Annotated in this window: 17 protein-coding genes and 1 tRNA gene; 16 read left to right on the top strand and 2 right to left on the bottom strand. The window is 51.0% G+C overall.

Going from position 1 to position 21,726, the window contains the following annotated elements; all coding sequences use genetic code 11:
- Positions 1-172 precede the first annotated feature (172 nt).
- The 3 genes from carA to greA are packed head-to-tail and all read left to right on the top strand — an operon-like array spanning position 173 to position 5,067.
- The gene (carA, locus tag AC1RJL_RS08865) at positions 173-1,345 is read left to right on the top strand and encodes a glutamine-hydrolyzing carbamoyl-phosphate synthase small subunit (RefSeq protein WP_492913016.1); all 1,173 of its coding nucleotides are present in this window, start codon (positions 173-175) and stop codon (positions 1,343-1,345) included.
- Between the two features lie 11 nt (positions 1,346-1,356).
- Complete coding sequence (carB, locus tag AC1RJL_RS08860; RefSeq protein ID WP_492913014.1) at positions 1,357-4,578, top strand: carbamoyl-phosphate synthase large subunit; 3,222 nt, start codon at positions 1,357-1,359, stop codon at positions 4,576-4,578.
- A 9-nt stretch (positions 4,579-4,587) separates the two neighbouring features.
- Entirely contained in the window at positions 4,588-5,067 is a 480-nt protein-coding gene (gene greA, locus AC1RJL_RS08855) for a transcription elongation factor GreA (protein ID WP_492913012.1), read from the top strand.
- Positions 5,068-5,157: 90 nt separating this feature from the next.
- Here greA and AC1RJL_RS08850 read toward each other — a convergent pair whose 3' ends face one another.
- A complete protein-coding gene (locus AC1RJL_RS08850) occupies positions 5,158-5,460 on the bottom strand; it encodes a YhbY family RNA-binding protein (protein ID WP_133684458.1) in 303 nt (100 codons plus the stop codon).
- Positions 5,461-5,884: 424 nt separating this feature from the next.
- Here AC1RJL_RS08850 and ftsH point away from each other — a divergent pair, with 424 nt between their 5' ends.
- From ftsH to AC1RJL_RS08815, 7 genes are all read left to right on the top strand, one after another.
- On the top strand, positions 5,885-7,792 hold the full coding sequence (ftsH, locus tag AC1RJL_RS08845) for an ATP-dependent zinc metalloprotease FtsH (protein WP_492913009.1): 1,908 nt from the start codon (positions 5,885-5,887) through the stop codon (positions 7,790-7,792).
- Positions 7,793-7,889: 97 nt separating this feature from the next.
- Positions 7,890-8,750: a dihydropteroate synthase gene (folP, locus tag AC1RJL_RS08840; protein WP_492913007.1), complete on the top strand. Its 861-nt coding sequence runs from the start codon at positions 7,890-7,892 to the stop codon at positions 8,748-8,750.
- A gap of 35 nt (positions 8,751-8,785) precedes the next feature.
- The gene (gene glmM / locus AC1RJL_RS08835) at positions 8,786-10,123 is read left to right on the top strand and encodes a phosphoglucosamine mutase (protein WP_492913005.1); all 1,338 of its coding nucleotides are present in this window, start codon (positions 8,786-8,788) and stop codon (positions 10,121-10,123) included.
- A gap of 219 nt (positions 10,124-10,342) precedes the next feature.
- Positions 10,343-11,104: a triose-phosphate isomerase gene (gene tpiA / locus AC1RJL_RS08830; protein ID WP_492913003.1), complete on the top strand. Its 762-nt coding sequence runs from the start codon at positions 10,343-10,345 to the stop codon at positions 11,102-11,104.
- 40 nt (positions 11,105-11,144) lie between these two features.
- The gene (secG, locus tag AC1RJL_RS08825; protein WP_492913001.1) at positions 11,145-11,552 is read left to right on the top strand and encodes a preprotein translocase subunit SecG; all 408 of its coding nucleotides are present in this window, start codon (positions 11,145-11,147) and stop codon (positions 11,550-11,552) included.
- 14 nt (positions 11,553-11,566) lie between these two features.
- Positions 11,567-11,651: transfer RNA gene (locus tag AC1RJL_RS08820), tRNA-Leu, on the top strand.
- Between the two features lie 81 nt (positions 11,652-11,732).
- Positions 11,733-12,470 (top strand): tRNA-uridine aminocarboxypropyltransferase, encoded by a 738-nt coding sequence (locus AC1RJL_RS08815; protein ID WP_492912999.1) that lies wholly within the window; start codon positions 11,733-11,735, stop codon positions 12,468-12,470.
- Between the two features lie 334 nt (positions 12,471-12,804).
- Here the strand turns inward: AC1RJL_RS08815 and AC1RJL_RS08810 are convergent, their stop codons facing one another.
- Entirely contained in the window at positions 12,805-13,938 is a 1,134-nt protein-coding gene (locus tag AC1RJL_RS08810) for a DUF3530 family protein (protein WP_492912997.1), read from the bottom strand.
- Positions 13,939-14,016: 78 nt separating this feature from the next.
- Between AC1RJL_RS08810 and rpe the strand changes: the two genes are divergently transcribed.
- The 6 genes from rpe to AC1RJL_RS08780 all read left to right on the top strand — a co-directional run bounded on the left by rpe (position 14,017) and on the right by AC1RJL_RS08780 (position 21,717).
- Positions 14,017-14,715 (top strand): ribulose-phosphate 3-epimerase, encoded by a 699-nt coding sequence (rpe, locus tag AC1RJL_RS08805; protein ID WP_492912995.1) that lies wholly within the window; start codon positions 14,017-14,019, stop codon positions 14,713-14,715.
- Positions 14,716-15,041: 326 nt separating this feature from the next.
- A complete protein-coding gene (gene trpE, locus AC1RJL_RS08800) occupies positions 15,042-16,535 on the top strand; it encodes an anthranilate synthase component I (protein WP_492912993.1) in 1,494 nt (497 codons plus the stop codon).
- A gap of 502 nt (positions 16,536-17,037) precedes the next feature.
- Positions 17,038-18,420 carry a TolC family protein gene (locus tag AC1RJL_RS08795; RefSeq protein ID WP_492912991.1) on the top strand — a complete coding sequence of 461 codons (1,383 nt, stop codon included), beginning with the start codon at positions 17,038-17,040 and terminating at the stop codon, positions 18,418-18,420.
- Entirely contained in the window at positions 18,417-19,412 is a 996-nt protein-coding gene (locus AC1RJL_RS08790; RefSeq protein WP_492912989.1) for an HlyD family secretion protein, read from the top strand. The genes AC1RJL_RS08795 and AC1RJL_RS08790 overlap by 4 nt, the downstream gene beginning before the upstream one ends.
- Positions 19,397-20,581 (top strand): ABC transporter permease, encoded by a 1,185-nt coding sequence (locus AC1RJL_RS08785; RefSeq protein WP_492912987.1) that lies wholly within the window; start codon positions 19,397-19,399, stop codon positions 20,579-20,581. Before AC1RJL_RS08790 ends, AC1RJL_RS08785 begins: the two co-directional genes overlap by 16 nt.
- On the top strand, positions 20,578-21,717 hold the full coding sequence (locus tag AC1RJL_RS08780; RefSeq protein WP_492912986.1) for an ABC transporter permease: 1,140 nt from the start codon (positions 20,578-20,580) through the stop codon (positions 21,715-21,717). Before AC1RJL_RS08785 ends, AC1RJL_RS08780 begins: the two co-directional genes overlap by 4 nt.
- The last annotated feature ends 9 nt before the right edge of the window (positions 21,718-21,726 follow it).

Below are 21,726 nucleotides of genomic sequence, written 5' to 3'. Positions count from 1 at the left end.
TGTGCGACTGCCTTGTTGAGCCCAAATAAAGGCCATCTGCTGAAGTGTCAAGCAACGAACCGACACCCGTTTTATTAGCTTGCTTTAAGGGTATCTCTGCAGCGAACCGGCGCCAAACCGATTCTTGCAGGTGTTGTCCAAGCCAAAACCCCAACCAGCTCAGGAGGTTGTTTTGACTACTCAGGAATCCCTTCCTGCCCCGACCAAGGCCATATTGGTTCTTGCTGACGGTAGTGTGTTCCGTGGTACTGCAATTGGTGCCGAAGGCTTATCTGTTGGTGAAGTGGTGTTCAATACCGCAATCACCGGTTATCAGGAAATCCTTACCGATCCCTCTTACGCCCAGCAAATCGTCACTCTTACTTATCCCCATATCGGTAATACCGGTACCAATAGCGAAGACGAAGAATGCCAGCGCATTTGGGCAACTGGCCTGGTTATCCGCGATCTTCCTTTGTTAGCCAGCAACTTCCGCAATCAGGAAAGCCTCTCCGATTACCTCAAGGCGCGCAACGTGATCGGTATCGCCGATATCGATACCCGCCGCTTGACCCGCATCCTGCGCGACAAAGGTGCGCAAAGCGGTTGCTTGATGGCAGGTGCCCGGTTTATTAAAGATGGCAAGCTGGATGAAGCCAAAGCCTTGGCTGCGGCTAAAGCATTTGGTGGTTTGAAAGGTCTCGATCTGGCGAAAGAAGTAACCGTTAGTGAACCCTACACCTGGAATGAAACCAGTTGGGAATTGGGCGAAGGCCACAGCGCTGGCGATGCAAAAAAATTCAAAGTCGTTGCCTACGATTACGGCGTGAAGCGCAACATTTTGCGCATGCTGGTGGATCGCGGTTGCGACCTGACTGTAGTGCCCGCCAAAACGACTGCCGCAGAAGTGCTGGCGCTGAATCCGGACGGCGTGTTCCTCTCCAATGGTCCTGGTGACCCTGAGCCTTGCACTTACGCTATTGAAGCTATCAAAGATATTTTGGAAACTGATGTGCCTGTATTCGGCATCTGTCTAGGTCACCAATTGTTGGCGCTGGCATCCGGTGCCAAAACTATCAAAATGAAATTTGGCCATCACGGCGGCAACCATCCGGTACAGGATCTGGATTCCAAGCGCGTGATGATCACCGCGCAAAACCACGGTTTTGCGGTTGAAGAATCCAGTTTGCCAGCCAATCTCAAAGCGACTCACAAGTCACTGTTTGACGGTTCGCTGCAAGGTATCCATCGCACCGATAAAGCCGCGTTCAGCTTCCAGGGCCACCCTGAAGCGAGCCCTGGCCCGCACGAAGCCGATACCCTGTTTGACCACTTTATTGAATTGATGCAAGCCCGCAAGTCCTAATCGGAGCCGACATGCCAAAACGTACCGACATAAACAGTATTTTGATTCTCGGCGCCGGCCCGATTGTGATCGGTCAGGCCTGTGAGTTTGACTACTCCGGCGCCCAAGCCTGTAAAGCCCTGCGCGAAGAGGGTTACCGTGTAATTCTGGTTAACTCGAACCCTGCAACTATCATGACCGACCCCGCGATGGCGGATGCAACCTATATCGAGCCGATTGAATGGCAGACAGTTGCGAAAATTATTGAGAAAGAGCGCCCCGATGTAATCTTGCCAACCATGGGCGGCCAGACTGCATTGAACTGCGCGCTGGCACTTGCCAAAAATGGCGTGCTGGAAAAATACAATGTTGAATTGATCGGCGCGAAAGAAGAAGCCATCAACATGGCGGAAGATCGCAACCTGTTTGATCAGGCGATGAAGCGTATTGGTCTTTCTTGTGCGCGCGCAAAAATCGTTCACACCTTGGAAGAAGCGAAAGAAGCGCCGAAAGAATTCGGCTTCCCTTGCATTATTCGCCCGTCATTTACTATGGGCGGTTCCGGTGGCGGCATCGCTTACAACTGGGACGAGTTTGAAGAAATTTGTACGCGCGGTTTGGATTTATCGCCCACTAATGAATTGTTGATCGACGAATCGCTACTCGGTTGGAAAGAGTACGAGATGGAAGTGGTGCGCGATAAAAACGATAACTGCATTATCGTGTGCTCCATTGAAAACTTTGATCCGATGGGTGTTCACACTGGCGACTCGATTACCGTTGCTCCAGCGCAAACCCTGACCGATAAGGAATACCAAATCATGCGAAATGCATCGATTGCGGTATTGCGTGAAATCGGTGTGGAAACTGGCGGTTCCAACGTGCAATTTGCGGTGAACCCGGTTGATGGCCGTATGGTTGTTATTGAGATGAACCCGCGTGTATCGCGCTCATCAGCACTCGCATCAAAAGCGACCGGTTTTCCGATTGCAAAAATCGCAGCGAAACTCGCGGTAGGTTACACGCTCGATGAATTGAAAAACGATATCACCGGCGGGGCAACACCGGCATCGTTTGAACCCTCAATCGATTATGTCGTTACCAAAGTGCCGCGCTTCACCTTTGAAAAATTCGGTGATGCAGATGCACGTTTGACTACGCAAATGAAATCTGTGGGCGAAGTCATGGCGATTGGCCGTACTTTCCAGGAATCCTTGCAAAAAGCCTTGCGCGGTTTGGAAGTCGGCTCGGCCGGTTTTGAGTCAAAAGTGGATTACACCACTGAAGAAGGCGCTGCAAAAGTTCGTCGTGAATTGACTACGGCTGGCGCTGAGCGCATCTGGTATGTCGGCGATGCATTCCGCATGGGCTTGAGCGTTAATGATGCATTCAACCTCTCCAAAATCGATCCATGGTTTTTGGTACAAGTAAAAGAGTTGATTGATATCGAACAATCGCTGCGCGGCAAATCATTGAAGGATTTGGATGCGGATAAATTGTTCCAACTGAAACGCAAAGGTTTTTCTGACAAGCGTTTGGCGCTGTTGTTAGGTGTAACTGAAAAAGTAGTGCGTCACTATCGCCAGGGTTTGAATATTCGCCCGGCGTACAAGCGTGTTGATACTTGCGCAGCTGAATTCTCTACCTCGACGGCTTACATGTACTCAACTTATGAAGAAGAGTGTGAAGCTAATCCGAGTGATAAGAAAAAGATTTTGGTAATCGGCGGTGGTCCTAACCGTATCGGTCAAGGTATCGAATTCGATTACTGCTGTGTACATGCGGCACTGGCGATGCGTGAGGATGGTTACGAAACCATTATGGTTAACTGTAACCCCGAAACGGTTTCTACTGATTACGATACGTCCGATCGTTTGTTCTTCGAACCGGTGACGTTGGAAGATGTGTTGGAAATCGTCCATAAAGAAAAACCGGTTGGTGTCATCGTACAATTCGGTGGACAAACTCCGCTGAAATTAGCGCGTGCGCTTGAAGCAGAAGGGGTGCCTATTATCGGCACCAGCCCGGACGCAATTGATAAAGCGGAAGACCGCGAACGCTTCCAGCAAATGATCAATAAGCTTGGTCTGTTACAGCCGCCAAATGCGATTGTTCGCTCGCTGGAAGAAGCCTTGCTGGCAGCGGATAAAGTGGGCTATCCCCTGGTGGTTCGTCCGTCTTATGTACTGGGCGGCCGCGCAATGGAAATCGTCTACAAAGAAGATGAGCTGCGCACCTACATGCGCACCGCAGTGCAAGTGTCTGAAGACGCACCGGTATTGCTTGATCACTTCCTGAATAATGCGATCGAAGTGGATATTGATTCTGTATCCGATGGTCAGCAAGTGGTAATCGGCGGAATCATGCAACACATTGAGCAATGTGGTGTCCACTCAGGTGACTCGGCATGTTCGCTGCCGCCTTACTCCCTGCCTGCCGATGTGCAGGATGAAATGCGCGAGCAAGTAAAGCAAATGGCGATTGAATTGGGGGTGATCGGTTTGATGAACACCCAGCTCGCTTATCAAGACGGCAAGATTTACGTCATCGAAGTCAATCCACGTGCATCGCGCACTGTACCGTTTGTGTCTAAATGCATTGGCGTGTCATTGGCAAAAGTAGCCGCGCGTTGCCAGGCGGGTACATCGCTGGCAGACCAGGGCTTTACCAAAGAAATTATCCCTACCTATTTCAGCGTTAAAGAAGCGGTATTCCCGTTCAACAAATTCCCGGCAGTTGACCCTATCCTCGGGCCAGAAATGAAATCTACCGGTGAAGTAATGGGTGTTGGCGATACCTTCGGCGAGGCTTACGGTAAATCGCAATTAGGTGCGAGCAACCGTATCCCTGCAACCGGTACTGCATTCCTTAGTGTTCGCGATATGGATAAAGATGGTATTGTCGGCGTAGGCGTTGATTTGGCAGGCCTTGGGTTCAAGCTGGTAGCAACACGCGGCACTGCAGAAGTGTTGAAAGCAGCTGGTTTGGAAGTACAAGTTGTCAATAAAGTGCAGGAAGGCCGCCCGCATATTGTGGATATGATCAAGAACGACGAGATCGATTTAATCCTCAATACGGTGGAAGGTCGTCAGGCAACGCGCGATTCGTCGTCGATTCGTCGCAGTGCGGAAAATCACCGTGTGTATTACAACACCACACTCGCTGCGAGCCAGGCAGTTTGCATGGCATTGAAGCAAGGCCAACATATTGAAGTTCGCCGCCTGCAAGATTTGCATGTGCGGTTAAACAAATAAGGATTGTCCATGAGTACTAAATTTCCTATGACTAACCAGGGCGCCGAGAAATTGGCTCTTGAATTGGAAGACCTGAAAAAAGTACAGCGTCCGCGTATTGTCAACGCAATTGCCGAAGCGCGTGCGCATGGCGATTTGAAAGAAAACGCGGAGTATTCTGCGGCGCGCGAACAACAAAGTTTTTGTGAGGGGCGCATTCAGGAAATTGAAGGCAAACTGAGTAACGCGCAAATTATCGATGTGACCAAAATTCCGCACACCGGAAAAGTCATTTTTGGTACCACTGTAACCATCATCAACCTCGACACTGATCAATCCATGAAATACCAAATCGTGGGTGATGATGAGGCCGATGTAAAATCCAACAAGATCTCGGTAAATTCGCCTATCGCGCGCGCGTTAGTAGGGAAAGAAGAGGGCGATATTGTGGTTGTACGGGCGCCTGGCGGTGATGTGGACTACGAAATTGGTAAAGTTGAGCATATCTAGGCAAACATACTTTGCTGTGACTTGGCTTGACCCATAAAAAAACCGCCATCAAATGGCGGTTTTTTTATGGATTAACTTTTCATCTATGGACTAGCGTTGCACATTGGAAAGCTTGGGGTTGGCTCTTTTATTGTGGCGATAGAGTAAAACTACTTTGCCAATCTCCTGAATCAGTTCAACATTAGGCAATGCTTCAAGTTCGGCCACAACTTCTTTGCGCTCATCGCGCTCGGCAATTGCCAGTTTTACCTTGATCAGCTCATGGTCATCCAGTGCGCGATTGAGTTCGGCCAGCACGCCATCGCTCAATCCATTACCCGCTATGGTCACAATGGGATTAAGCTTGTGGCCAATAGTACGAAATTGTTTTTTGCGCTCTGGGTTAATGGGCATAAACTTACCTTAATAGGGTTGGGAGAATAATGGTGCGCATTCTACTCCATTCTTCCTTTAGAAGGTTTGGCTTCGACCGCATTAGCCTGTGGATATCAATCATAAGAATGGATTTTATTTAAGAGGTGTAAGGGGATAGGGCGTAGGATCTGGCATATTGGACTTGTAATTCGGATATAAGCCCCCAAATGTTTCCTATTGATACTGCCGATTTTAAATCTTCCTATATCTTGAGTTTCTTAAAGTGTGGTTTTTAATATGGATTTTAGAAAGTCAGGATAGGGGTGCCAAGAAAGACGTTAAGCTGTGAAAAACTCGACGATTTCAGCGAGTAAATGTGCGAGTATCTATCGTTTACAGTGATGGGTATAGATAGTTTACTGCTAGCTGACAATACATTTGATGTAACTATGAGGAATCTTCCTTGAACGATATAACCAAGAATCTTGTGCTCTGGCTGGTCATTGCCGTAGTCCTCTTTAGTGTTTTCGAGGGCTTTAACAAGCAATCCGGCAGTAACACACTCAATTATTCTGAGTTTATCGCGAGTGTGCGCGATGATCGGGTGCAAGAGGTCACAATTGATGGCTTGGTTATAGAGGGATTGTATAAAGACAATTCCACTTTCAAAACCATCCGCCCTCAGGTGGCAGATCCAAAATTGATCGACGACCTTTATAACCACAATGTGACTATTAAAGGGCGCGAGGTTGAGCAACCGAGCTTGCTCAACCAGCTATTGGTCGCAAGCTTTCCGATTCTGATCATTATCGCGGTATTCTGGTTCTTTATGCGCCAGATGCAGGGCGGGGCTGGCGGAAAAGGCGGCCCTATGAGCTTCGGTAAGAGCAAGGCACGCCTGCTGGGTGAAGATCAGATCAAAACTACCTTTGCCGATGTGGCCGGTGTAGACGAAGCAAAAGAAGAAGTTCAGGAACTGGTTCAGTATCTGCGCGACCCTTCAAAATTCCAGCGTTTGGGTGGCCAGATTCCTCGTGGCGTATTGATGGTTGGCCCGCCAGGTACAGGTAAGACTTTATTGGCTAAAGCAATTGCTGGTGAAGCCAAGGTACCCTTCTTCTCAATCTCCGGTTCCGATTTCGTAGAAATGTTTGTGGGTGTAGGGGCAAGCCGCGTACGTGACATGTTCGAGCAAGCCAAGAAGCAGGCTCCCTGTATTATCTTTATCGATGAGATCGATGCTGTAGGTCGCCATCGTGGCGGTGGCCATGGTGGTGGTCATGACGAACGTGAACAAACCCTCAACCAATTGTTGGTCGAGATGGATGGTTTTGAAGGTAATGATGGTGTAATCATCATTGCCGCAACCAACCGCGCCGATGTGCTCGACAAAGCATTATTGCGTCCAGGTCGTTTTGACCGCCAGGTATATGTAGGTTTGCCTGATATCCGCGGTCGTGAGCAGATTTTGAAAGTCCACATGCGCAAAGTACCTTTGGACGAGCGAGTAAGTGCCTCGGTAATCGCCCGCGGTACTCCAGGGTTTTCCGGTGCCGAGTTGGCGAACCTTGTAAACGAAGCTGCGTTGATGGCAGCGCGTGGTAACAAGCGTTTAGTCAACATGGAAGATTTTGAGAAAGCTCGCGATAAAATCATGATGGGCGCTGAGCGCAAATCCATGGTGATGAACGAAAAGGAAAAAGAAAATACCGCCTATCATGAAGCCGGTCACGCCATCATTGGCTGTCTGGTACCCGAGCATGATCCGGTGCATAAAGTGTCAATTATTCCTCGTGGTAGAGCTTTGGGTGTAACCCATTATTTGCCGGAGGAAGATAAGTACAGCTACAGCAAGCGTGCGCTGGAGTCCAGTTTGTGCAGCCTTTTTGGTGGCCGTATCGCAGAAGAGATGACCTTGGGTTTGGATGGAGTAACAACAGGTGCGTCCAATGATATTGAGCGTGCCACGAGTTTAGCGCGCAATATGGTTACTAAATGGGGTTTGTCGGCCAAGTTGGGTCCGCTTCATTATGGTGATGAAGAGGGTGCTTACCCGGGTATGGCGACGCAGCAATACTCTGGTGAAACATCAAAACAAATTGACGAAGAAGTGCGTCGTATAATCCATGAATGCTATGCGCGTTCGAAAAAAATTCTTGAGGATAATCGCGATATTCTTGAAGCAATGAAAGATGCACTAATGGAATATGAAACTATCGATTCTGAACAAGTTGCCGATTTGATGGCGCGCCGCAAAGTGCGCCCACCGCGCGAGTGGAATGATGATGATTTCAACAGTCATTTGCGCGATAAAGATGCATCGGGCGAAAGTCCTGCTGGTCCGATTGGTGGTCCCGCCAATACGCATTAATCGGTCATATTGAGTACAACAAGAACCCCGAGCTTGCTCGGGGTTCTTGTTTTAGCCATCGAGTATTTATATCAAATTAGCTTGTCAGGCCTTCAAAATGCAGTCTCTTCCCGGCAACTCCCAACTCATATGCGGCAAGCATGTCCTGGATCTTTCACATCCCGTGGTAATGGGCATTCTCAATATTACCCCTGACTCGTTTTCAGATGGCGGTAGCTATTATTCAGGAAATACGTTTTCGCTGGATCTGGCATTGCGCCGCGCCGAGCAAATATTAGCTGAAGGGGCAAGAATTATTGATGTGGGCGGTGAATCAACTCGACCCGGTTCTGCCACTGTGTCCGAACAGGAAGAATTGGATCGTGTTATTCCAGTTGTTGAGGCATTAGTTGATAAATTGGATGCGCTCGTTTCTGTCGATACCAGCACCGCCAGCGTTATTACAGAGTCAGCCAAAAAGGGTGCCGGCATGATTAATGATGTGCGTGCCTTGCAGCGTGATGGTGCCTTGGCGGCGGCCGCTGCAACCAGCTTGCCTATCTGTTTGATGCACATGCAGGGACAACCAGACACTATGCAGCAGCGTCCTGAATATTCTGATGTTGTCGCTGAGGTGGCGGGCTTTTTGCGCGATCGTATTGAAGCTTGTCGTGCCCGGGATATCACTCCCGAACGCATCGTGCTTGATCCGGGATTTGGCTTTGGCAAGACACTCGCGCATAATCTCGCGCTTTTACAGCGACTGCCGGAATTGGGTGATCTGGGCTACCCCCTTCTTGTGGGTATGTCACGTAAATCTATGGTGGCGCAACTGCTTGATCGACCGGTTAACGAACGTTTACCGGGTAGTCTGGCTTTGGCTCTGCTTGCTGCGGAGCGCGGTGCTGCCATCATCCGGGTGCATGACGTTGCTGCAACCCTGGACGTATTAAAGGTTCTCGCCGCTGTAGCCGAATAAACACAGCGTAATTATTGTTAGTGGAGTTAGGAATTATGTCTCGCAAGTATTTTGGTACAGATGGTATTCGCGGTTTAGTGGGTGAATTTCCGATTACCCCGGACTTTATGCTTAAGCTGGGTTGGGCTGCGGGCTGTGTACTCAAGGATCGTTTTGATGGTCAAAATATGATTTTGATTGGTAAAGATACACGTATTTCAGGTTACATGTTTGAGTCTGCATTGCAGGCCGGTTTGATTAATGCCGGTGTGGATGTTGGTTTGCTCGGCCCTATGCCTACCCCCGGTGTTGCCTATTTATCCCGTACTTTTAAAGCGCAAGCGGGCATAGTTATCAGTGCTTCCCACAACAGTTATGTTGATAACGGGATCAAGTTCTTTGGCGGTAATGGCAGCAAACTCCCCGATGAACTCGAAAATCTGATCGAAGCACAACTCGAAAAGCCCATGTCCACAGGTGAAAAATTAGGTAAGGCCCGCCGAATTGCCGATGCATCGGGCCGTTACATTGAATTCTGTAAAGGCACTATGCCTTGGGGCTTTAATCTCAAGGGAATGCATATTGTCCTTGATTGCGCGAATGGTGCGACCTACCACATTGCCCCCGATGTGTTTACCGAGCTGGGTGCTCGTGTCACTTCGCTGTTTGTTGAACCCAATGGCACTAATATCAATCGCAGCTGTGGTTCCACCAAGCCAGAGGCATTGCAGGAAAAAGTGATTGAGCTGGGTGCAGATCTCGGAATCGCTTTTGACGGTGATGGCGACCGCGTTGTCTTCGTTGATCACAAAGGTGAATTGGTTGATGGCGATGAGCTGCTTTACATTATCGCTGCCTATCAACAAGAATACACCGGTGGTTGCGATGGTGTTGTAGGCACCTTGATGAGCAATTTTGGTTTTGAGTTGGGACTTAAAAAGCTCAATATTCCGTTCGCACGTGCCAAAGTCGGTGACCGTTATGTGATTGAAATGATGCGCAATAATGGCTGGCGTTTGGGTGGTGAAAACTCCGGGCATATTGTTTGCAGTAATGTGACTACGACTGGCGATGGAATTATCGCCGCATTGCAGGTTTTGCTTGCGGTTACCACTATCGGTGAATCCTTGCATCGCATTAAAAAGGGAATGACCAAACTGCCGCAGGTTATGATCAATGTCCACATATCAAAGCGGGTTGACTTGGCGAGTAATGAAACAGTGCAATCGGCAGTGAAATTGACCGAAGAAAAGCTGGCCGGAACCGGTCGTGTCCTGTTGCGCCCCTCAGGTACTGAGCCTGTTGTGCGGGTGATGGTGGAGGGTGAGGATAAAAAACAGGTAAAAGAACTTGCACAGGAATTGGCAGCAACGGTAGAGGTTGCCCTCAGCTAAAATTAGTAGTGATGCAATCCTGATTAATAGTGATAAGAATCTGCGCTTAAAAATCGGTCAAGGCGCAGATTTTATATTCGGTCACCTGGTGAGCTGTACCTTCTCGCCGGACAAAAGAACAAAAAAACAGAGAAAAATCAGGGCCTAAGCTAATATTTGGTTGTATGTTCAAATCTTCTTAGCTAACATTGGCGCCCGCTTTGGGGGGAGGTATTGCTGTTGAGCAAAGCAAGTAACGCCAAGCGTCGCCAACTGGTGGTTGGCAATTGGAAAATGAATGGAAATATGCGTGAAAACGCAGAGTTATTGGCCAAGGTTGTGGCTGGTTGGCAAGGTGAGCACAAAGCTGATGTTGTAATTTGTCCTCCCTATCCTTATTTGATGCATACCCATAGTTTGCTAGTCGGTTCGGCAATTTTGCTGGGCGCACAAACTGTCAGTGAGCACAATAAGGGCGCATATACCGGGGAAGTTTCAGCACCAATGCTTGCAGATTTGGATTGCAAATTTGTAATAATTGGTCACAATGAGCGCCGCCGGATGCAGGGTGAAACGGATGAGCAAGTCGCTCGCCAATTTATCGCCGTGCAACAAGCAGGTTTAATACCGATACTTTGCGTAGGTGAGTCTTTACAAGATCGCGAGCAAAGTCGTCACTTAGAGACAATCGGTAGGCAGTTGAATGCAGTTTTTGCGCATACAGGCAAAGATGTATTTAAAGATGCTGTCCTTGCTTATGAGCCGGTTTGGGCCGTAGGTACAGGTAAAACAGCTACGCCAGAGCAAGCAGAAGAAGTGCATTGTTTCATGCGTGCACAGCTTCCTGATTTGGCTGATGAAGTAAGAATTTTGTACGGTGGCAGCGTTAAAGCGCACAATGCACAGCAGTTATTTGCATTGCCCGATATAGACGGTGCCTTACTTGGTGGCGCATCTTTAGACGCTGACGAGTTTTTAGCAATCTGTAACGCTGCTAATTAATATTGGTAGCTAAACATCAAACGCTCAAGAGAGCTTTGCAATGGAAAAATTGGTACTTATTATTCACTCGCTTGCAGCATTGGCCATTATTGGTTTGATTCTGTTGCAGCAAGGTAAAGGTGCAGCGGCTGGTGCTTCATTTGGTGCTGGTGCTTCGCAAACTGTATTCGGAAGTGAAGGTAGCGGCAATTTCTTTACCCGCGCTACTTGGGTTATCGCAACAATATTCTTTTGCACCAGCTTTGGTTTGGCTGTGATTGCAAAAAATCATTCAAAAGTAGCAACGCAAGGTTTAGTTGTTCCCGCTGTGCAGCAAGAAGTTCCCTCAGCTTCTGATGTTCCTGCCAGTGATCTGCCAGCTACTACTTCTGACATTCCTGCTGCGCAAAGTGAAGCTGCTCCTGCTTCAGCCGATGCAGCCGCACAACCAGAAAAACAGAAAGAGTAGTAAAAAAGTTTAATGCCCCGGTGGTGGAATTGGTAGACACGCTATGTTGAGGTCGTAGTGGCGAATGCTGTGCCGGTTCGAGTCCGGCCCAGGGCACCAAATTAAAAGCGCTCACTAGAGCGCTTTTTTTTCGTCTGTAATTTGCTGGTTTTTAGTAATAATTCTCCAAATGGGTGATTGATGGACGGTGATTTTTCCAATCAATATCTACACTTGCGCGCGCAACGATTAGCGGAATCGACACGCGAATTTTTAGCTCGTGGAAAATCCGTAGTGCGTTGTGAGCATTGCCAGCTTGCGGTATTCGCGTGTATTTGCCCTTGGCGTCCGGAATTGGATGCTCGCTGTGAATTTGTGTTGGTGATGCATCGCGATGAAGTCTTCAAGCCGACAAACACCGGGCGATTGATTGCGGATGTACTGCCGCAACAAACACATGCTTTTTGCTGGAGCCGAACAGCGCCGGCGCAGGAGCTGATTGATTTGTTGGCGGATGCCCACCGCCGTTGTGTGATTGTATTTCCATCTGATGCGAATGCTACAGGCTCCACGCCGCGCACATTGGTTACAGAATTTCCAGATGATGGAAAAACTATTACTTTTATTTTATTGGATGGGACCTGGAAACAAAGCGGTAGGATGTTTCATTTGAGTCGCTGGTTGGATGCTGTCCCCTGCGTTGTTTTACCAGAGGCATTGGTGCGCGGTTATGCGGTGCGTAAGTCCCATCAGGAACATTATTTATCGACAGCTGAGGCTGCCGGGTTGTGTTTGGAGATGGCAGGGGAACTGCGTGCAGCAAATGCATTGCAGGATTATTTCCAGCTTTTCAATGTTCACTACCTGGCGACGCGCGGTGCATACCTTCCTGAAGTTGGTGAGTTGCACGCGCGGATGCTTAATTATAAGAATGACTAATTGATGAAATATCCGGTTCTGGATTACAGCGATCGGGCATATTGCTACTGACAAATACGTCAAATACCACAGTCAGTTGTAGTTAATTTCCTACAAGATTCAGTGAATTTTGCGACTATCCTCCCATGCGGCTTTGCTTGAAAATGGCTTCTAACAAGGAGGTCGTCAGGGAGGGTAGGTTGGCCAAGCAGGGTCAAGGGAAGCGCCTAATTTACGTACCATCGTCGCTCAATCAAGGCATGCAAGCGAGAGGGAGATAGCCAGATTCGGCATAGGAAGCGCTAAATCAGGTGAATCAATTAAAAACGGGATCGGCCACAAGCCGATCCCGTTTTTAATTTTTGCTGCCGTTATTGGATTCGTTGTTCTTATTATCGGCAGAAGATTTTGCTTCCGAACCATCTGCCTTTTGCTGCATAAAGCCCCGTACCCTTCCTAACAGGAAGCTCTGATGATCTTGCTCAACGATTTTGGGCGGATTATCCAACAAGAGTTGTTGATAGCTATCCAGCTTCTTGCGCATGGCAACAGCCTTGTGCAGATCGCGCGACTCAGCCTGTTCGGCATTGTCAGGTGCAAAAAAGATATCCTGTACAGGCAATTTCTCCGCACCAAAAATCGCTTCCAGTTCCAGTTTGTTGATAGGTTCTTGCTGCTGAAGATTGGTTATCACCAATGCCTGGAGTGGTCCATCCAAAGTTTCCTTGTCACGTTTGTTTTCCTGAACTTGTGGAATTAATTTTTGAAGGACCTGATAGGCAGAGCTGTTATCCACCAGAATCACACGATTCAGCTGGCCCTTTCCCTCCAGAAAAGTAAACACGGCGTTCACATAGGCTTCTATTAACAAATCGCGTGTGATACTTGATGACGCCGCCGATGATGAACTGGAAGTATCGGCGGACGACACAGCAGCATTTTCTTTGGCTGCGGGATCGGCGGTCTCAGGTACAGCAGCTTCCGTTTCAGCACCTGCTGATGAGGCACTGGCCGACGAGGAGCTTGGTCTTGCGGGAATTGCCGCCGGGTATTTTTGCGGCAGGCTAAGTGCGAGAGTCTCCCAGCCATAGCGGGGCAGGTTGGCGCGCAGGTTCTCCAGCATGGGCGGCCAAAGTTGTGGATTTTCAGCTGCATGGAAAAGGATCAATATGCCGCGGGTTACTTTGGCTTCGGTTGGGCGATATAACACCAGGATTTTCCCGTGTTCAGTTTCCAGCCATTGCGCTTCATCATTTACCGCATTGGCGAGCAGGGTTTTATCCCGAATGTCGCGCGATGGATAAAGTGGTACTTCCGATGATTTACTGCTGGAACTGGTTTCGCTGCTCGCAGCGGATGTTTCGGCGTTTGTATCCGGTTCTTGCGCGAGAAGATTGGCGGAAATCAGGTAAAAAAGAAGTGTTGCGCCGGTAAAACCAACACGAAAATTAATTACTACTATTGGCCATAAGTAGGCGACTGATCGCATGGTTCAACCTTGGGTAGTTTTGATGGCAAACCTTATCACGTAGAATGCGGTTAGCCATTTATCAATATCGGGACAATTATGCAGAACTTTAATCGTATGCAGAACTTTAAGCGGGATTACAAAATAGCGCCTTCCATTCTTTCCGCCGACTTCGCCCGTTTAGGCGCCGAAGTAGATGCCGTGCTCGCCGCCGGTGCCGATATCATCCACTTCGATGTGATGGATAATCACTACGTACCCAACCTGACCATCGGTCCCATGGTATGCAAAGCTTTGCGTAAATATGGGATTAGCGCGCCGATTGACGTACATTTAATGGTTGAGCCGGTGGATGATCTAATCGTCCAGTTTGCCGATGCCGGTGCAACTTATATTACCTTTCATCCGGAAGCGTCGCGCCATGTGGATCGCTCGCTACAGCTAATTAAAGATAAAGGCTGCAAAGCCGGTTTAGTGCTTACCCCGGCCAGTTCCCTTGATCATGTTAAGTATGTAATGGGTAAGCTGGATATGCTGCTGTTAATGTCGGTTAACCCAGGGTTTGGCGGTCAGGCATTTATTCCTTATGTACTCGACAAGCTGCGCGAAGCCCGTGCTCTCATTGATGCCAGCGGCCTGCCGATCCGGCTTGAGATTGATGGTGGCGTTGGTTTGGCTAATATTCGCGAAGTGGCTGAAGCGGGCGCGGATACCTTTGTTGCCGGCTCAGCGATTTTTAATGCCCCGGATTATGCAGCGGTGATCGCCGGTATGCGTGAACAATTGGCACTTGTCTAAATTGCAGGCTATATGCCGTAGTCTGGAGCGGGTTGAGGGTAGGCATCGGCAAATTATTTCAGTACACTTGCCCTCAGCTTAAACAGGAACCATCCTCGTGAAACACGCAACCTTCATTACAGAGCGCGCTCCCTTCCTCGTCGCCCGATGGCGTCGCTAGTTCCTCTCGCTTTGCCTGAACCTTTGTCGGTTTTGCGCTGAGCCGCCTTTCTCTGTTTGCGCATTGAATTTCTGTTAATTGTTTCCCGTTAATAGCCCGGCGCAATACAATGTTGATATAAAGATAAAAGCTTGCCCCTTGCCCGGCGAGCATAAAAGGTAATGTCATGAACTCCGAACAATTTGCCCAATTAGCCGCTCAAGGCTACAACCGTATCCCTGTTATGCGTGAAGTGCTGGCTGATCTGGATACACCACTGTCTTCCTATCTCAAATTAGCGTCCGGCCCATACTCTTATTTATTTGAATCGGTGCAGGGTGGCGAAAAATGGGGTCGTTACTCCATGATCGGTTTGCCGGCGCGCACGGTGCTGAAAGCGTTTGGAGAAACCATCCAGGTTGAACGCGATGGAACCGTTGTTGAAACCCGCACCTGTGCCGATGCCTTGGCGTTTGTAGAAGAATTCAAGCTGCGTTATCGCGCACCGGAATTGCCAGGACTGCCGCGTTTTACCGGCGGTTTGGTGGGCTATTTTGCTTACGATTGCGTGCGTTATGTCGAGCCGCACTTAAAGGCGAATGCGCCAGCAGATGTTATTGGCACGCCGGATATTTTGCTGAGTGTATCCGATGAAGTACTGGTATTTGATAACCTTGCCGGTAAATTAATTCTGGTAATCCACGCGAACCCGGAAGTGGAAAATGCTTTTGGTAAAGCTACTGCACGCCTCGATGAACTTGAACAAAAACTGCGCGGCGAAATGCCTGTAACACCAAGTTTATCCCTGAGTAATAATGGTCATAATGAGCCGCATTTTGTTTCGAATGTCGGCGAACAGTATTTCCACGAGATGGTTGGCAAAATCAAAGAGTACATTTTTGCCGGCGATATTATGCAGGCGGTAATCTCCCAGCGATTGTCGATTGACTTCACCCTGGAACCAATCAATCTCTATCGCGCATTGCGCAATTTAAATCCATCGCCCTACATGTATTTTATGAATCTCGGCGATCACCATGTTGTTGGGTCGAGCCCGGAAATTCTCGCGCGTCTTGAAGATGGCGAAGTGACTGTGCGACCTATTGCCGGTACTCGTCGTCGCGGCTATACGCAGGAAGAAGACAAGGCATTGGAAGTCGAACTGGTTAATGATCCAAAAGAAATCGCCGAGCATTTAATGCTGATCGATTTGGGTCGTAATGATGTTGGTCGTGTTGCCGAAATTGGTAGCGTTAAACTTACTGATAAAATGGTGGTAGAGCGCTATTCCCACGTAATGCATATTACGTCCAATGTCACTGGTAAATTAAAACCGGAACTGCGTGCGATGGACGTGTTGCGTGCGGCGCTACCGGCAGGGACTTTAAGTGGCGCCCCGAAAATTCGCGCGATGGAAATTATCGACGAATTGGAAACCGAAAAACGCGGTATTTACGGTGGGGCTGTAGGTTATATTTCCTGGAACGGCAATATGGATACCGCTATTGCAATTCGTACGGCGGTGATAAAAAACGGCAAGCTTTATGTGCAAGCCGGCGCAGGCGTAGTAGCCGATTCAGTGCCAGCACTGGAGTGGAAAGAAACCATGAACAAAGCGCGCGCGATTTTCAAAGCTGTTGATATGGTGGGCGCTGCAGCAGTGAAAGGGGATACAAAATGATTTTAATGATTGATCAAGGCGATAGTTGAACCCATCACAAAAAACGAACTTATTCCGATTTAGTAATATATTTTTGAATAGATAATTTAAAGAGCCAGCAATTCCGCCCCCTAACTGATTTAGTTGTTTTTTATTTGGCACAGAGCTACCGCTTAAAAATTACAGCTAAGGAATTAATATTCTCGGACGGCTTGATGCAGATCCTGACTTTTAATATCAATATTAAAAGTTGGCTTTCATTCACCGGCAATTATCCCAAGCGAGAGAAGGGTTATGGCGTTTTGATCCACATTTTTATCAATCATAATATCTGGCTGATTTATAAAAAAGGCACTTAATGCCTATTGATAAACGAGAAGTGAGGTTGGATTCCAGCCTGAGTTGGGGTGGGGGCAGTGAAGGGGGAAAGCAGGCAACCAGAGGATAATCTGAAACTGGATTAAATGGGTTGGGATCTTATACTCTCCCTATATTTCACTTGGTGGGAAGGAAAGGAAACATTATGCCGATATTCCTCGGTCGCAGGTTGCTGGTACTGCTGACACTTTGTTCCCTTACCACATTCAATTCCTTTGCCGTGCAGGCACAGCCGTTGGCGCTGCATTTTGAGGAGGCACAAGAGCGCCTCTTGCAAGTCTCCGATGCCCTGACCAGTTCGCGCAACCAGGTGGAGAGCCGTCGCCAACTGGCCGAGGCCAGCCGCAGTTTGTCCTACCCGGATGTGTCCATCGATGTACGCCGCCTACGTTTTCAGAAAAGCCTTGAGTTGCCATTGGGTTCGCTGGCGCCGGTGGCCGAGGCTTTCGGTATTCCCAGCCCGCTTGAATTTGAAGAAACCGATTGGCGCACCCGCCCGATTGTGACGGCGGTGATGCCGGTTTGGACTGGCGGGCAAATCAGTGCGGCCAAAGCCGCCGCCGATGCTGCAGCGGACGAAGCGGACGCCCTGCTGGCCCGAACCGGCCAGCATGAAACCGTGCAACTGGTGGAGGCCTACTTCGGGCAGCAGTTAGCGCAACAGGTTGTTGCAGTGCGATTGGAGGTTCGCGACGGTTTGCAGGAACACTATGGGCACGCGCAAAAACTGGAGCGCGAGGGTTTTGCCACCCGCGCCCAACTGTTGCAGGCGCAGGTAGCGCTGGACAATGCCGAGCGCGAATACCTCAAGGCAATCAATGACCTGCGCGGTGCCGAAGCGGCACTGGCCGGATTGCTGCGCAGCGAGTTTCCCGTTCAACCCTTATCGCCGCTGTTTGTCGTGCAGGCACCGCTGGAGCCTGTCGAGTCTTTTGTTGAGGCTGCCTTGCACCAGCACCCGGGTTTGGCGCAACTGCGCGCGGTGGGCGAGCAGGCCCGGCAAAAAGTGCGGGTGGAACAGGCCAACTGGAAGCCGCGGGTGTATCTGTTCGGCCAATACGATCTGAAACGCGAAGACGCGCTGCTCACCGAATCCGACTGGGCGTTTGGTGTCGGGGTGAGTTACACGCTTTTTTCCAATAAAGATCGCCCGCGCCAACTGGGTGCGGCACGCAGCCAGCAATTGCAAGCGGAGTACGGTTTACGCGATACCGCTGTCAAACTGGAAATCGGCGTGGCTCGCGCCTGGCTGGCAGCTGACAGTGCGCGCCAGCAATTTACCCTGCTCGACAATGCCCTGGCCAGTGCCGAAGAAAACCTGCGTTTGCAAGGTTTGTCATTCCGGGAGGGGCAGGCAACCTCCCTGGATGTGATTGACGCCCGCCTCCAGTTGGGCAAAACCCGCATTGATCGCGCCCTGGCGGCCTGGCAATTTGACCTTGCCTTGATTCAGTTGCTGGATGTCAGCGGACAGACCGATCGCTATAGCGATTACCTTCGCCAAGCCAACAAGGTGCTTTCACCATGACCCATACCCGCTCCTCCCTTCCTCGCCTGTTGCTGCTGGCTGTTTTGCTGGCGCTGGCCGTTGTCCTCGTCGGGCTCTGGCTGGCTTTCCGCACCACCACGGGATTGGTGCAAGGCATGGCCGATGCCGATTCAGTCAAGGTGTCGGCAAAAATTCCGGCCCGGATTGCCGAACTGCATGTGCGCGAGGGTGAACGTGTCGCTACCGGGCAGCATTTGTTCACCCTCGACAGCCCGGAAGTAGAAGCCAAATTTCGCCAGGCCACTGCAGTATTGGATGCGGCTCGCGCCCAGGCCGCCAAAGCCGAGGAGGGTGCACGAGCCGAACAAATTCGCGCTGCCGAGGCCAACTGGCAGCGCGCAAAAACCGCATCGGATCTGGCGCGCACCACGGCCACGCGCCTCGACCGCTTGCATCAGGAAGGCGTGATCTCCCGCCAGCAGCGCGATGAAGCCTTGGCCCAGGCAAGTGCCGCCGAATCCCTGACCAAGGCAGCGCGCGCGCAATACGATGAAGCACTGGCCGGTGCCCGCCGCGAAGACAAGGATGCAGCCGATGCCCAGGTGCGCCAGGCCGAAGCGGCGGTAGCCGAAGTCACCGCGGCTCGCGATGAAACTTTGGGGCTGGCGCCGGCCTCGGGCGAAGTCAGCAAGCGCCTGGCCGATGTGGGCGAACTGGTGCCTGCCGGTTATCCGGTGTTTACACTGGTGGATATTGACAACCTGTGGGTGTCCTTCACCCTGCGGGAAGATCAGTTTGGCGGTGTGAGCATGGGCCGCACACTCAAAGGCGACATTCCCGCGTTGGGGCTGAGCGGGGTTGATTTTCAGGTGTACTTTATCAACCCGGCGGGCGATTTCGCCACCTGGCGGGCAACCCGGCAATCGGCGGGTTACGATGTAAAAAGTTTTGAAGTGCGCGCCCGGCCGGTGGAGCCGGTTGCCAATTTTCGACCGGGGATGAGCGTGCTGTTTCCGTGGCCGCAACCGTGACCGGCTTTCGGGCATCGCTGCGCCGCTCGGCGCAACGCGAGTGGCAATTCCTCTGTCACTCACCCTGGGACATGGCCCTGATCACCTGGATTCCCTGGCTGACCATGATCCTGTTTGCAGCGATGTTTTACAGCGCGGTGCCCCGTGCGTTGCCGGTTGCCGTGGTGGATGACAGCCGCGGCCCGGTCAGCCGGGAATTGATTCGCGCGCTGCAAGCGGCACCGGCATTGGATGTGCGCTCGCATCCGCTGGATTTGCATCAGGCCTGGCCGCTGGTGCGCGCCATGCAGGTGGATGCGGTGATACATATTCCCGCCGATACCGATGACCGGATCCAGCGCGGCCAACCCGCCACACTGTTCGCGTTTTATAACGCGGCACTCACCACCGCAGGCGCCACCGCCTTTCGCGATATCGATGCGGCGGTAAAAAATCTCTCCGGCCGGATTGTGTTGGAACACACCGCCCTGCAACAGGGCGTAGGCGTATTGAAGCCCGCCCCGGTCAGCGCCCAGGTAACCGTGTTGTACAACCCGGCGCGCAGCTTTGAACAATTCCTGTTGGGATTACTGCTGCCCGGCGTGTTACATCTGATGTTGTGCGTGGCCGTCACCAGTGCCTGTTGCCGCGAACTGCGCGATGGCACTGCCGGACACTGGCTGGAAGAATGCGGCGGCAACCTGCCGGGCGCCATTCTCGGCAAATGGCTGCTCTATATCCCCGTATTTTCCCTCTACGGTTTTGCGGCGGTGTTGTGGGTGAGTGTGATTCGCGGCGATGGCATTGCCGGTTCACTGATGGCGCTGCTGGCGGGCCAAGTGTTGTTGTACACCGCCTATGCCGCCATCGGGCTGCTGCTGTCCGGTGTGGTGCGCAATATGGGCACTGCCTTATCGGGCGTCGGCTTGTATGCCGGAACCTCGCTGGCTTTTTGCGGCGCCACCTTTCCCATCGACGGCGCGTCCCTGTTCGCCCGCACCTGGCATTACCTCTTGCCCTTTACCAGCTATGTGAAACTGGATGCAGCGGAGCGCTATCTGGCCGCACCGGCGGCGGTGACTTTCACCCATCTGGGGGCGCTGGTATTGTTTATCCTGATACCGGGGGCCATTGGTTATTGCGCTTACCGCCAGGCGGTTTTTGATCCCTCCACCTGGGGGCAGCGATGACCCACATGGCCATGCAAAAATATCGCACAGTTTTTCTGGGAGCTTTTGTCAGCACCTTTCGCGCTATTTTTACCGATCGTGCCGTGGTTATGGTGATGGTGGGTGCCGTTATTCTCTACTCGTTTTTTTATCCCACGGGATATCGGCAACAGGTGGCCAGTGAACAACCGGTGGTGATTGTCGATCAGGATCGCACCGCCCTCAGCCGGGAATTGATACGCCATATCGAGCGCGTCAATGCCGTGCATATGATTGCCCAGGTGGACAGCGAAACGGAAGCCGCCGCCCAGGTTGCCGCCATGAAGGCCGAGGGTTTTGTGGTCATCCCCAGCGGCTTTGAGCGGGATATCCTGCGTGGCGACCAGGGGAAAATGGCTATCTATGCCAGCGGCGCCTGGCTCGGGCGGGCCAATACCCTGCTCACAGGGCTGGGCGATGCCATCACCGGTTTTGCCCGCGAAGCGGCGGTCAGGCAGGCCGCTTTTGCCGGTGCGGCAGCACAACCACCCTTGTACCTGGTGCAGCGGCCACTGTTCAACACGCGGGAAGGTTACGGCAGCGCACTGGTCACCGGTGTGGCCGAGTTGATTGTGCAGCAAACCTTATTGATTGGGATTGCGGTGATGACAGGAACCCGTCGCGAACGGAAAGGACGATTGTTTTTCTCCGGCACCCAACTGATTGGCATTGCCACCGCCTGCCTGCTGATCGGTTTTACCAATATGCTCTATTACGCCGGGTTTATGTTCTGGTATCAGGATTATCCGCAAGGTGGAAATTTCGCGGGCCTGCTGGTGGGCGGCTTGTTATTTGTCGGCGCGATAGTGACACTGGGTTTATTTCTGGGAAGCTTTTTTCGCACCCGCGAGCGGGCCTACCAATTGATCCTGGTCACTTCCCTGCCATTCTTCTTCCTGTCCAATCTCTCCTGGCCAGCCACATCGACACCGGAATGGCTGGTGTGGCTGGCCAAACTGCTGCCCTCGACTCCGGGCATCAACATCATGGTGAAGTTCAACCAACTGGGCGCCAGTTTTGCCGAGGCAACGCAGGAGATTGTGAATTTATTGGTGTTGATTGTTGTGTTTGGTGCGCTGGCCTGGTGGCGATATCGTCGACCATCCAGACCACCCTAAAAAATTGAC

The organism is Cellvibrio sp. GW822-FHT04B05, assembly GCF_058800985.1.
Note: the sequence above shows the minus strand (reverse complement) of the source record. Positions and strands in the feature narration are given on the sequence as shown.

Coding starts and splice junctions, on each gene's coding strand:
- carB (WP_492913014.1), top strand. CDS start 1,357: ATGCCAAAACGTACCGACATAAACAGTATTTTGATTCTCGGCGCCGGC.
- greA (WP_492913012.1), top strand. CDS start 4,588: ATGAGTACTAAATTTCCTATGACTAACCAGGGCGCCGAGAAATTGGCT.
- AC1RJL_RS08850 (WP_133684458.1), bottom strand. CDS start 5,460: ATGCCCATTAACCCAGAGCGCAAAAAACAATTTCGTACTATTGGCCAC.
- folP (WP_492913007.1), top strand. CDS start 7,890: ATGCAGTCTCTTCCCGGCAACTCCCAACTCATATGCGGCAAGCATGTC.
- glmM (WP_492913005.1), top strand. CDS start 8,786: ATGTCTCGCAAGTATTTTGGTACAGATGGTATTCGCGGTTTAGTGGGT.
- secG (WP_492913001.1), top strand. CDS start 11,145: ATGGAAAAATTGGTACTTATTATTCACTCGCTTGCAGCATTGGCCATT.
- AC1RJL_RS08815 (WP_492912999.1), top strand. CDS start 11,733: ATGGACGGTGATTTTTCCAATCAATATCTACACTTGCGCGCGCAACGA.
- AC1RJL_RS08810 (WP_492912997.1), bottom strand. CDS start 13,938: ATGCGATCAGTCGCCTACTTATGGCCAATAGTAGTAATTAATTTTCGT.
- rpe (WP_492912995.1), top strand. CDS start 14,017: ATGCAGAACTTTAATCGTATGCAGAACTTTAAGCGGGATTACAAAATA.
- trpE (WP_492912993.1), top strand. CDS start 15,042: ATGAACTCCGAACAATTTGCCCAATTAGCCGCTCAAGGCTACAACCGT.
- AC1RJL_RS08795 (WP_492912991.1), top strand. CDS start 17,038: ATGCCGATATTCCTCGGTCGCAGGTTGCTGGTACTGCTGACACTTTGT.
- AC1RJL_RS08790 (WP_492912989.1), top strand. CDS start 18,417: ATGACCCATACCCGCTCCTCCCTTCCTCGCCTGTTGCTGCTGGCTGTT.
- AC1RJL_RS08780 (WP_492912986.1), top strand. CDS start 20,578: ATGACCCACATGGCCATGCAAAAATATCGCACAGTTTTTCTGGGAGCT.